The sequence below is a fragment of the Pontibacter sp. SGAir0037 genome, from assembly GCF_005491705.1.
Classification (GTDB): Bacteria; Bacteroidota; Bacteroidia; order Cytophagales; family Hymenobacteraceae; genus Pontibacter.
This window is the reverse complement of record NZ_CP028092.1, coordinates 4,737,901-4,751,752: the sequence shown is the minus strand read 5'-3', so window position 1 is coordinate 4,751,752 and position 13,852 is coordinate 4,737,901. Positions and strand designations below refer to the sequence as shown.

Annotated in this window: 6 protein-coding genes; all 6 read left to right on the top strand. The window is 46.6% G+C overall.

The window, feature by feature from the left end; translation table 11 throughout:
• Positions 1-154: 154 nt before the first annotated feature.
• On the top strand, positions 155-2,428 hold the full coding sequence (locus tag C1N53_RS19690) for an NADP-dependent malic enzyme (RefSeq protein WP_206077587.1): 2,274 nt from the start codon (positions 155-157) through the stop codon (positions 2,426-2,428).
• Complete coding sequence (gene ruvA, locus C1N53_RS19685) at positions 2,429-3,019, top strand: Holliday junction branch migration protein RuvA (protein WP_137760940.1); 591 nt, start codon at positions 2,429-2,431, stop codon at positions 3,017-3,019. It abuts the gene before it with no gap.
• A 132-nt stretch (positions 3,020-3,151) separates the two neighbouring features.
• Positions 3,152-10,210 carry a cell surface protein SprA gene (sprA, locus tag C1N53_RS19680; RefSeq protein ID WP_240773290.1) on the top strand — a complete coding sequence of 2,353 codons (7,059 nt, stop codon included), beginning with the start codon at positions 3,152-3,154 and terminating at the stop codon, positions 10,208-10,210.
• Positions 10,211-10,272: 62 nt separating this feature from the next.
• Positions 10,273-10,653, top strand: a complete 381-nt coding sequence (gcvH, locus tag C1N53_RS19675) for a glycine cleavage system protein GcvH (protein ID WP_137760939.1) — start codon at positions 10,273-10,275, stop codon at positions 10,651-10,653.
• A 69-nt stretch (positions 10,654-10,722) separates the two neighbouring features.
• Positions 10,723-11,052: a VanZ family protein gene (locus tag C1N53_RS19670; protein ID WP_240773289.1), complete on the top strand. Its 330-nt coding sequence runs from the start codon at positions 10,723-10,725 to the stop codon at positions 11,050-11,052.
• Between the two features lie 105 nt (positions 11,053-11,157).
• Entirely contained in the window at positions 11,158-13,821 is a 2,664-nt protein-coding gene (locus C1N53_RS19665) for a S8 family serine peptidase (RefSeq protein WP_137760937.1), read from the top strand.
• The last annotated feature ends 31 nt before the right edge of the window (positions 13,822-13,852 follow it).

The following is a 13,852-nucleotide window of genomic DNA, read 5'->3' as shown; positions in this document are numbered from 1 at the left end:
CCGAAAAAGCCACAAAAAGTATTAGAACAAAACCAACTGATGTATCTTTGAAGCTTGTATTTTGAATAACCGCAAATTCTTAGGAAATTGGTTTTTAGCAAACTTAACCAGCTAAATTGCTAAAGCCGCTTCCGCTACAAAACAAATACCGACAATGATTAAAGTAAACAAAGAAGACGCTCTAAACTACCACATGCAAGGGCAGCCAGGAAAGATTGAGGTAGTCCCGACAAAAATGCTTAGCACCCAACACGATTTAGCATTAGCGTATTCTCCAGGAGTAGCCGAGCCATGTAAAGCGATCGCAGCTAACAAAGACGATGTGTACAAGTATACAGCTAAAGGCAACCTGGTTGGTGTAATTTCGAATGGTACGGCTGTACTTGGCCTGGGCAACATTGGCCCGGATGCATCCAAGCCAGTAATGGAAGGGAAAGGCGTATTATTTAAGAAGTTTGCCGGCATTGATGTTTTCGATATAGAAATAGACAGTACCGACCCGGAAGAATTTATCCGGATTGTAAAATCGCTGGAGCCAACTTTCGGGGGCATCAACCTGGAAGACATAAAGGCTCCGGAGAGCTTTAAAATTGAGATGGCGCTGAAAGAGCAGATGAACATTCCGCTCATGCACGACGACCAGCACGGCACGGCCATTATTTCAGCTGCCGCGCTTCTGAATGCGCTTGAACTGACAGGCCGGACAATAACAGAAACACGCCTAGTTATAAATGGAGCCGGAGCAGCGGCCATCGCCTGTGCCAAACTATATGTGGCCCTTGGCGCAAAGCTGGATCATATTGTTATGTTCGATAAGAACGGCATCATCAGCCCGGACCGTAACGATTTAGACATTTACCAGGCGCAGTTTGTTACGATGCGCAAAATTACGACGCTCGCAGAAGCAATGGAAGGGGCAGATGTGTTTATTGGCCTTTCTGCAGGCAATGTGCTGGCACCTGAGCTGGTAAAAACCATGGCAGCAAATCCGATTATTTTTGCCCTGGCTAACCCTGATCCTGAAATTGCTTACGATGTAGCAATGGAAACCAGAACCGACCTGATTATGGCAACAGGGCGTTCTGACCATCCTAACCAGGTAAATAATGTGTTAGGGTTTCCTTATATTTTCAGGGGAGCATTAGACGTACGTGCGACAGAAATAAACGAAGCTATGAAATTGGCTGCTGTACACGCCCTGGCTACTTTGGCAAAGGAACCTGTACCAGACATTGTACACAAAGCCTATGGCGACAATACCATTTCTTTTGGCCGTACTTACCTGATACCAAAGCCCCTGGACCCACGCCTGATTACCACGGTTTCGCCGGCTGTGGCAAAAGCAGCTATGGAAAGTGGCGTGGCGCGCCAGCCTATCACCAACTGGGAAAACTACGAGCAGGAACTGCAGGAGCGTATCGGTATAGACCAGAAGCTCATGACCCGCATCACCAACCAGGCTAAAAAGGACCCTAAAACTATTGTTTTTGCCGAAGCGGATAACTATAAGATTCTGAAGGCAGCTCAAACAGTAAAAGAACAACGGATCGCTAACCCTATTCTACTGGGTAGAAAAGAAGTTATCGCTTCTATCATCGAAGAGTTTAACCTCGACCTCCAGGACTGTGTTATCATGGACCCTTACGAAGAAGAGAAGAGACGAGAAACCTATGCGCAGCTATTCTACAGAAAACGCCAGCGCAAAGGCCTTACCTTATTCGACAGCCGTCGCCTGATGCGGGACCGTAACTACTTTGGCAGTATGATGGTGGAGGTAGGAGAAGCAGATGCCCTGATTTCTGGTCTGACGCACGATTATTCCAAAACTATTCTTCCAGCCTTACAGGTTATCGGCGTTGAGCCGGGCATCAACAAGGTAGCAGGTATGTATATTATCCTGAGCAAAAAAGAGCCTTTCTTCTTTGCCGATACCACCGTAAACGTAAATCCTACGGCTGATGAGCTGGTAGACATCACGAACCTGACAGCGCGTGCAGTACGCTTTTTCGATACAGAGCCACGCATAGCCATGCTTTCTTACTCTAACTTTGGTTCTGTACGGGGCGATATACCAAATAAAGCGGCAGAAGCAGTAAGAAAAGTTAAGGAACGTTTCCCTGACTTGCTTATTGACGGAGAGATGCAGGCGAATACAGCCCTTAACCGTGACTTATTGCGCGAACACTATCCGTTCAGCGAATTGGCCGATAAAGGAGCCAACACCCTGATATTCCCTACACTGGCCTCAGGCAATATTGCCTATAAAGTGTTACAGGAAATAGGCGGCAACGAAGTTATCGGGCCCGTTTTGATGGGTATGCGTAAGCCGGTACATATTCTACAGCTGGGAAGCTCTATCCGTGAGATCATCAACATGATTTCGATTGCCGTTGTAGATGCACAGAACCAAGTAAATAAACCTTTATAAATGATAGCCTACATTGATGGTAAGTTAGCCTACAAAGAGCCCGCTTATGTTATTATTGATGTGAACGGCGTAGGCTACCAAATTAAAATTTCTCTCAGCACCTACTCTGCCCTGCCTCAGGGCGAGAGGTGCCGATTGCAAACGTACCTGCACATTAAAGAAGATGCGCATACCTTGTATGGCTTTTTAACAACAGCCGAGAAAGATCTTTTCCTGCACCTGATCTCCATTTCAGGGGTTGGGCCCAATACAGGACTTACCATTCTTTCCTCGCTTTCGGTAGAAGAAGTACAACAAGCTATCCTCCGGGAAGATGTTCGCACCATACAGCATGTGAAAGGGATAGGAGCTAAAACAGCACAACGTATTATCCTGGAGCTGCGGGATAAAATTAAAAAAGAAACTTTAACAGCAGACTCTGTTGTTCCTGCTGCAACGCACAATACTGTACGGGCAGAAGCGTTATCTGCTTTAGTTACACTGGGTTTTGCAAAAAACGTGGCCGAGAAAACCATAGATGCCATTATCAAGCGTGAAAGCAGGAACTTAAGCGTAGAAGAGCTGATAAAATTTGCATTAAAATCTTCATAAGAGTTATATCCAATTTTGATCTGGAAAAGTAAAAAGAACAGCCTCCTATTTACTCTGGTTGTTGTTATAGCTTTGCTGTCTTTGTGGTCGCAGGCCGAGGCCGAGCGCATTCAAAAACAGTTCACCTCTGCTATGATTCCAAGTTTACTGTTGCTGCAGGACACTACAGGAACAGATACTACTAAATATAAACCGAGCCGCAGACCTACTGTTACACCACAGGATAGAGTTGGTGATCCTTTTGGTAATAGAACAGGCTCCTCTCCCCTGTTGCTGGGCAAGCCAAGCAAGATTGAGCTTGAGATGCAGTATAACGATAGCCTGCAGCAGTATAACATTAATGAATCGATCGGGGATCTGAACTACAGAACTCCTTCTTCCATGACGCTAAAGGAGTATTCTGAGTGGCAGCAGAAAGAAGCCATAAGAAGCTACTGGCGTAGCAAGTCTGCGGGCTTAGACGGAGAGAGCGTTGTGAGTGGACGTCGCCTGGTTCCAAAGATCTATATTAGCCCTATTTTCGACAGAATATTTGGTGGAAACTTTGTAGATATACAGCCTAACGGAAACGTGGCCGTTAAATTTGGAGCACGCTTTAACCGTAACTCCAACCCGACCATTCCGATACGCCAGCAGCGCACCGGCGACTTTGAGTTTGACCAGAATATTTCCCTGAACCTGGTCGGCAAAGTAGGCGAGAAAATGCGCATAAACTTTAACTGGGATAATAACGCCAACTTCGACTTCGAGAATAACATGAAGTTGGATTATACTGGTTACGAAGAAGAAATTATCAGAAAAGTGGAGGCCGGTAATGTAAGCCTTCCGCTGAACAACTCTCTTATAACAGGTGCTCAGAACCTGTTCGGCATAAAAACCCAGTTACAGTTTGGCCGACTGGCTGTAACAGCTATTGCGGCCAATGTAAGGGGCAGAAACGATGAAATCGTAGTGCAGAACGGGGCTCAGAACAAGCCTTTTGAAATCCGGGTAGACCAGTATGACAGGGACCGCCATTATTTCCTGTCGCAGTTCTTTCGCAATCGCTACGACAATACGCTTAAGAACCTGCCGCTGGTTAATTCAGGTATTGTGATCCGTCGCCTGGAGCTCTATGTTACCAATAACAACCGCTCTACAGAAAACCTACGTAACATGGTTGCCTTTATGGACTTAGGTGAGCCTGACCCGTACCGCGACCAGTACGAGACACAACCTACAGCACCCGCAGCCAACAGCGCCAATACACTTTACAGCCAGATTTCATCCAACAGAAATGCCCGCGACAACAACCAGGTAGCTGCTTACCTGGAAGGTTTAGGGCTACGCAAAACAGTAGATTTTGAGCACGTAAGAGCCAGAAAGTTAGATCCGAGAGAATATAATTTCAACCCTCAGCTAGGCTACATCTCTTTAAATACAGCACTGCTTCCAGACCAGGTACTAGGTGTTGCTTTTGAGTATACCTATAACGGCAAAACCTATAAAGTTGGGGAGCTACAGGAAGATTATCAGAACCTGAGCGATGAGCAGGTAATTCACATGAAGTTGCTTAAAGCAACTAATCCTTCCCTGCAGTACCCTACCTGGGACCTGATGATGAAAAACGTGTATAGCCTGGATGCAACCCAGATCAACCGTCAGAATTTTCAGCTCCAGATCATCTATAAAGACGATGAAACAGGTGTAGATATAACCAGCTTAAAAGAGGCAAGTCCCATCCAGAATATACCACTTGTAGAGGTAATGAACTTGGATAATGTAAACACAAACAACGACAAACCTAGCGACGGTAACTTCGACTTTTTACCGGGCATCACCATCGATCCGGAATCAGGGCGCATCTTCTTTCCGCAGGTGGAGCCTTTTGGCAGCTACCTGCGCACACAACTGGCAGGCAGGCCTGAACTAATAGATCGTTACGTTTTTCAGGAGTTGTATGAGCAAACGCAGACAGATGCCCAGCAGAATACTTTAAAAGCAAAATTCTTTCTGAAGGGGCGCGTGCAGGGCTCCTCAGCCGATGAAATTATGCTTCCAGGATTTAGAATAGCAGAAGGTTCGGTAGCCGTATATTCCGGGGGAACACGCCTGGTAGAAGGCACCGATTACCAGGTATTCTACGACATGGGCCGTATTAAAATCCTGAATCCAAGCTATATCAGTTCGGCCAGCGATTTACGTGTAACCTACGAAAAGGCAGAGCTGCTTAACATACAGCCCCGCTCTCTGCTAGGTGCCCGCTTCGACTATAGAGTGAATGACGACCTGAATTTGGGCGCAACCGTTCTGCACCTGAATGAGCGTCCATACATCAACCGTGTGAGCATTGGGGATGAACCAACCAATAATACCATCTATGGTTTTGATGTTACCTTAAACAAAGAATCCAGGTTTCTGACAAAGCTAACAGATGCTATTCCGCTGGTGCAAACAAAGGCACCTTCCAGTATATCATTTACAGGTGAATTCGCCCAGCTTGTGCCATCCAACTCTAAACTACCGGCTAATGAAGACGGCACATCCTACCTCGATGACTTTGAAGGAGCAGAAACGCCGTATAGTTTAGGTGGTTTTAACAATACCGGCTGGCGCCTGGCAGCTACACCTGCACCACTCATACCAGGTGCGGGCCTGGCTTATTCTTATAATCGCGCAAAAATGGCCTGGTACACTATAGATCAGCTTTTTTACCGCCAGAACGATAACCAGCGGCCAAGTAATATTACAAAAGAAGAACTGGAAAACCATTACGTGCGGGGTATACGCCGCAATGAGGTATTTCCTGGCCGGGATCCCGAGGTTGCCAACGCTTTTGAGTATACTTTCGACTTGGCCTATTACCCGAGGGAGCGTGGCCAGTACAACTATAATCCGAACCTCGACCCACAAGGCAGGCTGTTAAGTGATCCCCGCAAAAACTGGGGTGGCGTAAGCCGTGATATAGCTTTTGACACTGACTTTGATAATGCCAACATAGAGTATGTAGAGTTCTGGCTCATGGACCCGTTTATTACAGGTGTGAACGGCCGGAAAGATGAATTTGGGAACCCTGTTCAGAATAACGAAGGTGGGGAGCTGGTTCTGAACTTAGGCAGTGTTTCAGAGGATGTATTGCGCGATAACCGTTATTCTTTTGAGAACGGCTTACCTATCTCGGCTACCGATATCCAGAATCTGCAAAACACAGATTGGGGACGTGTAACCACACAGCAATTCTTAACAGATGCTTTTACAGGTACAGCAGGAGGCCGGCAATTCCAGGATATTGGCTTAGACGGCCTAAGCGATAGCGATGAGCAGCTGTTCTTTCAGAATGCGTTCCTGAGTAGGATACCTGGCGGTGCTCCACAATCAGTTTTAAGCGATCCTTCTGCTGATAACTTCCTGCACCACCTCGACCCGGCTTACGATGCTCAAAATGCTGGTGTACTGGCTCGCTATAAAAACTTTAACGGCATGGAGGGCAACTCCCCCGAAAACAGCCGATTCTCCAACTATGCTTATCCGGATAAAGAGGACCTGAACCGCGACAACGTGATCAGTGACCTGGAGCAGTACTGGGAGTATAAGATAAACCTGCGCCCAGACCAGCTGAACGTAGGCCAGAACTTTATTGTGGATCGCATTGTACACGAAAACATTAACGGTGACAGAGTTACCTGGTACCAGTTTCGAATTCCTGTTCGCCAGCCAACAGGTAGCGTAGGCGATATCAGTGGGTTCAAGTCTATTCGCTTTATGCGTATGTACCTAACCGAATTTGCCGATCCGGTGGTGCTTCGTTTTGTACAGTTCCAGTTTATTGCGAACCAATGGCGAACTTTCCTGCAACCTATCACAGACGGTACTCCTTGTATTAACTGTACCGACGATGCCAAATCCTTTACCGTTTCTACTGTAAACATAGAAGAAAACGGCCAGGCTGTAGAAGGCGATATCCCTTATGTATTACCGCCAGGCATTGAGCGTTTACGTGATTATGCGGCTACAAACAACCGTCGCCAGAACGAGCAATCGATGCAGCTATGTGTAGAAGACCTGAGAGACTCTTTCTCGAAGGCGGTTTACAAAAACCTTAGCCTGGACATGCTTATTTACAAGCGCCTGAAGCTTTACCTGCATGCTCAGACCAACGATCCTAACACGCGCGACGGAGACGTGGAAGCTTTCATCCGGATAGGTACAGATTATACCCAGAACTACTACGAGTATGTAGTGCCTCTCAAAATCACACCCAGAGGTACTACAACCCGCGAAGCTATCTGGCCGGCCGAAAACGAAATAGATATTGCGCTGGAAGAGTTTGTAAACGCAAAAGTAGCCCGCAACAAAGCGGCAGGATTTGATACTCGCATTCCGTTTGAGGTAAACTACAACGGAAAGAAAATTCGTGTTGTTGGTAACCCCGACTTTAGTGAGGTACAGAGCGTGATGATCGGAGTAAGAAACCCAAGAACACCTGACGACGACGGCAGGCCTCAATCTGTTTGTATCTGGGTGGATGAGCTGCGGGTTAATGACTTCAGAAACCAATCCGGTTGGGCCACCAATGCCAGGTTAAACACCAAACTGGCAGACTTTGCCAACATAACTGCAACAGGCGCATATACCACCGTTGGATTTGGAGCCCTGCAGCAAAAGATTGCGCAGCGTTCGCGCGAGAACACAGCTTTGTTTGATGTAAGTGCCAACATTGTGGCCGATAAATTCCTGCCAGAGAAGCTGGGAATTAAGATACCTGTTACGGTGCAGTACGGCACGCTTAACAGTTCTCCTCAATTCGACCCACTGGATAAAGATGTACCGCTGGAACAGTCGCTAACCAGGTTCGAAACAGATGCAGAAAGAGATGCTTATAAGAAAGAGGTAATTACACAGGAAACCAGGAAGAGCTTTAGCCTTCTGAATGTACGAAAAGAGCGCACTAACCCGGATGCCAAGGTAAGGCCATACGATGTGGAGAACCTCTCCTTCTCCTACTCTTATGCAGAACGGCTTTATACTGATATTGAAACAGACCGCGACTTTACGAAAACCTATACAGGCGCGATAGCCTATACTTATACCAATACACCTAAGAACTATAGTCCTTTTGCCAAAAGCCAGGCCCTAAACTCACCGTACCTGCGCCTGCTGAAAGACCTGAACTTTACCCCGCTGCCAAGCAGGTTCTCGTTCAGGGCCGACTTAGACAGAAGGTATAATGAAACATTCCTGCAAAGGCGTGATCCTGAAACAGGCCTAATCACCAGCAGAGGTATAAATCCGACTTTCCAGAAGTACTTCTTTATTAACAGAATATACGACCTGAGGTGGGATATCAGTAAAAACCTGTCGTTCGACTACACAGCCACTAATCGCTCGGTAGTAGACGAGCCGGATAATCGTATCAACAAAGACATCGATTCGTTACGCTACAAGAACCAGGTAATATGGGATAACCTGAGAAGAGGGGGCCGTAATACAAACTTTAACCAGGTAGCAGCTGTTAATTACAAACTGCCGCTTGATAAGTTTCCGCTAACAGACTGGATTGGTGCCGAAACACGTTATGCTGTAACTTACATCTGGACAGCCGGCTCTACAGCCCTTAACCAAGATGCTACATTCAGATTGGGTAATACAGCAGAAAATAACACAGAGTTTAACGTGAACGGACGCTTGGACCTGGTGAAGCTGTATAATAAAGTTAAGTTTCTGAAAGAAGTTAACTCCCCTACACCTCAGCGGCCTAATCCAGCACCAGCGCCTACTGATACAACTGCGCAGAAGCCAAAATCTGAAATGAGAGTGGCAAAGGCTTTGGCACGCGTGCTCATGATGACGCGTTCTATAAACTTTACCTACCTGCAAAACCAGGGAACATTAATGCCGGGCTACCTGCCAAGTACCAAGATGTTTGGTTTTGATGAAGGATTTACGGCACCGGGCTTACCATTTATCTTAGGCAGACAGTATGACCTGGATGAGCTTTACTACAGAGCTAATTCAAACGGCTGGTATACCGACAGCAGCCAATATCTGAATACCGCCTTTAGCTCAATCTTAACAGAAACTTTTACGGCAAGAGCTAACCTGGAGCCGTTCCGCAACTTTAACCTGCAGCTCGATGCCAGACGCAATAAATCAGAGATAGCAGAAGTGTTTTACAGAAAGGAGATTGACGATTTCGGAGAGATCAGCCAGGAAGATCGCCGGCAGAACCCAATCAATACAGGCTCTTTCAGTACTTCCTTCATTGCAATAGGTACCTTGTTCGAATCAACTTCAGGAGGCAGCTCTAATGCATTTGAAAACTTTATCAGAAACCGCTATGCCATTCAGGAGAGGCTTATGGCTGCCAATGCTGCTGCAGGCGATTCTGGGTATTCTCTTAATTCGCAGAATGTACTTATAAAAGCATTTGAGTATGCCTATCAGGGCCGTGACATAGATGGATACCGAGCTAAAGCAAGCAATCCGTTCAGCCGCCTGCCTATCCCGAACTGGAACATTACTTATAATGGTTTGTCGCAGCTAGCCTTCTTTAAGCAATGGTTCAGCCAGGTAAACCTGCGGCACGGCTATAATGCCAGCTATAACATCAGCAACTTTACAACATCGCTTGCTTATGATCAGGCTCCGGCAGACTTTCCAACACAACTGAATGAGTTTGGCAGAATTGTACCTTACTATATTGTTACACAGCTAACAGTTTCTGAAAGACTTGCACCTCTGCTAGGGGTCGATTTCAGAACCAATAAAAACCTGACAGGTCGCCTGGAGTATAAAATTGAGCGTAACTTGTCGCTGAACCTGACAAATGCCCAGATTACAGAAACCAATGTGAAAGACTATGTAATTGGCCTGGGTTATGCTACTACCAATTTTAAAATACCATTTAGAATTCGCGGCCAGCGCAAGGTGCTCGAGAATGAGCTAACGATGCGCCTCGATCTTTCGGTGCGCGATAACCAGACGATACAGCGGGCCATTGCACGCGATGAATTTGGAAACGAATACAGCCAGAACCAGATTACAAACGGCACAAGGCAATTGCAATTGCGACCTACAGTAGACTATGTTCTGAGCCAGCGCGTGAACCTGCAATTTTATGTATTGCGTACTGTATCAGATCCAAAAATCTCAACCTCTTTCCGTAGCAGTGTATCGGAAGGGGGAGTGCAGCTCCGAGTTAGTTTGCAATAATGTTTTGGCATTGCAAAAAAGACTGTAATTTTGGAAGGTCAATTTATTAACAGATAAAACAGATGAACTTACCTGAAACACTAAAGTATACAAAAGATCACGAGTGGGTACGTATTGAAGGAGATGTAGCCTACATAGGTATTACCGACTTTGCTCAAAGCGAACTGGGTGACATTGTATATGTAGACATTGATACAGTTGATAAGCAAATCAGCAAAGAGGATGTATTTGGCACAGTAGAGGCTGTAAAGACAGTTTCTGATTTGTTCAGCCCACTTAGCGGTACCGTTTTAGAGTTTAACAGCGAACTAGAGAACAGCCCTGAATTAGTAAACTCCGATCCGTATGGCGAAGGCTGGATCATTAAGTTATCTATAGAAGATACAAGCGAAATAGAAGGTCTGCTTTCAGCAGAGGCTTACCGTGAACTTATCGGCCAGTAACCGAAAAAACATTAAGTAGGTTTGATACTCCGATACAACCTATTTACTATTATGTGGGCAGCAATGATTATGTTAACAACATTGCTGCCCTCTTCTTCTATGCCCTCCACCCTTTCTATCTGGGATTTGCTTTCTTTTGATTCGTTTGCCCATGCTTTTATGTTTGCTGTTCTCACTTTCTTTATGATCGTGGGGCTTAAAAAACAGTTCTCTTACCCGAGGTTAAAGCATTACGCCATCCGAACCTCCTTCTTTATCTGCTCCATATTCGGTATCCTGATCGAGCTATTACAGCACTTTTTTATTCAAGGCAGAGAAGGTGATATCATAGACATTATCAGCGACACCATCGGCAGCCTCACCGGGATTCTCCTCTATAAGTGGATCTACGGGCAATAGCGATACAAGCCATAAAATAATTGTAAGTATAGAGGTAATTAATTAGCTTTAAGACTGCTGCTAAAGCTAGAGCGGCTACTCGCCGGCATATTACCTGATTACCTTATGTTTACATCCTGTGGCTACCCTACTACCATAGCAGGCTGGCTGTTTATATACTTGCTTCTGTGGCAACTGCCTCAGCCGCTGCTTGCTCAAAGCAAAGCGCTGGCTCCTGTATACCAGGTCCGGTACCATAAACTCGCTGCTCCACTACAGGCAACCATAGTCAGTGGCCGGGATTCTGTGCGGGTGCTTTTAACAGATCCTGACAAAGCCAGGGAATGGTTAAAGCAGCAGGACATCAGCTTAAAAGCTACTGTTTCGCCAGATATATACCTGGCAAGCCTATCAAATCCAGCTCAACTACAGGCACTACAAAACTGCCCCTGGGTAAAGTACATCGACAGGACCAGCCGTACGCCCCGGGAAGAACTGGAGCTGAAGGATGCCGATTTCAGTGCCAATTATATTACAGCTGTGCATGGCCTGTACCCTCACCTGAACGGCCAGGGTGTAGCAGCCTCCGTAAAGGAAAATGCTTTCGATGCTTCCGATGTCGATTTTAAAGGACGCGTAATTTCTTCGCCATTTCTGCATACTGCTTCTTCTTCCCATGCCACCACTATGGCTACGATTATTGCAGGGGGAGGTAATTCGGCTCCGGCTGGAAAAGGAATAGCCTGGAATGCCAAAATCGCTTCCGCTGATTTTGCAGAGCTGATGCCAGATGACAGCCAGCAACTTCTTGAGGCGGGTGTTAGCGTGCAGAACCATTCTTACGGCGTCGGACCAGAAAACTACTACGGCTTGGAAAGCTATGAATACGACAGGCAGGTCAGGCGCTTCCCCACACTGCTCCACATATTTTCTTCCGGTAACAGTGGTAACTTGACACCTGAAACTGGCCCTTATGCAGGTATACCAGCTATGGCAAACCTGACCGGGCAGTTTAAACTTTCTAAAAACACCTTGAGTGTAGGAGCCCTGGACGCTGATGGTAAAGTTGGCACATTGAGTTCCAGAGGCCCCGCCTATGACGGCAGAATAAAACCCGAACTGGTAGCGCACGGAGCAGGCGGTACTTCAGAGGCATCGGCAGTGGTGTCGGGTATAGCCCTTCTGGTGCAGCAGGCTTACAAAGAGGTTCATAACGGCCTGCTACCATCAGCAGCATTGGTAAAAGCCATACTTATAAACAGTGCCGACGACAGAGGAGCACCGGAAGCCGACTTTGAAAGCGGTTTTGGCAATGCTGATGCCATTGGTGCTGTGCAGGCTGTTCTGGCGCAACGGCATTTCTCGGGAGAGGCTACAACAGGTAGCTCTCAAATATTCAGAATACAGGTTCCGGAAGGTACACAGCAGCTCAAAGTAACGCTTGTGTGGCACGAACCCGAAGCAGAACCCGATGCTCCCGCCGCACTCGTAAATGATTTAGACCTTGTTTTAAGGCATCCTACAACAGGTACAGAGTGGCTGCCCTGGGTACTGAATGCTTACCCACACCCCGACTCGCTACGCCTTCCGGCCAAACGAGGTATAGACCGAACAAATAATGTAGAGCAAATCACACTGCTTACTCCTGCCGCTGGTGTATACGAGATTCAGGTAGAGGGGCATCAGGTAACTTCTAACCCTCAGGTGTTTGAAATTGCTTACGAATACGAGGCAACGCCACAGTGGATTTACCCTTCGAAAGGTAGCAATCTAAGCGCGGCAGGTATTAACCGTATTCGCTGGCAGGCAAAACCAGCTTCTGCGGCCGCTACCAAAGCCAGGCTGGAGTTTAAAGGCGGAGGGACAGAAAACTGGGTTCTGGTAGCCGATAACATCGATGTTGCCCTCGGCTACTACGACTGGTCTGCACCAGCCATATCAAGCACAGGGCAGTTACGCATATCTACAGCAGAAGAGGTTTTATATTCCGAAGAGTTTATACTGTCGGCTACTTTACAACCTGCCATTGCCCTTTATTGCGGTAATACCTTATTGCTTCAGTGGGATGCCATACCCTATGTTTCTGAATATGCACTTTATCAGCTAGGAGCAACGCACCTGGAACTTATGCAAACTATATCCGACACACTTGTTGTGTTAGAGAAGCACCCGGGAGATGATGCGCAATTGTACGCCGTGGCACCGGTTTTATCCGGCCTTACAGGAAATAAAAGCCGTGGCTTGAGGTATGATCCACAACAGGAACTGTGCTATATCAAAACGTTTCTTCCCCGCCAGTTGGTAATGGATACAGTAGTTTTCGACCTGGAGCTAAGTACTAATTATAATCTGGCCTCTATCCGATTTGAAAAATGGCAGCAGGGTGCTTTTCAGACTATACAGACACTTTCACCTGCACAAAGTTTACGCTTTACATTAGAAGACCTGCAGGCAACACCCGGCCTGAACAGGTATAGGGTTAAAGCCACAGATATCTACCAAAACACCTACTATAGCTCTGTTGAAGAAGTATTTAACTCAGACAAGGGTTTTATACAGGTGGCACCCAATCCTGTAGTAGCTGGCCAGAACCTGGAGGTATTGGCAGGCGAAGGAGATGGAGTTGCCCGCATTCAGTTGATTAGCCCTGTTGGTAAGCTAATGTACGAAACAGCAGACAGTGGTGCACTAAAAACGATTCCAACGACTGGTTTAACAAAAGGCTTATACCTGCTGCGAATTTATACAGCAAAAGGAGAGATACTAACCAGCAGAGTAGTGATTTTGTAAAGCTTCTAACAGCAAAAAAGGCGGCTGCTCC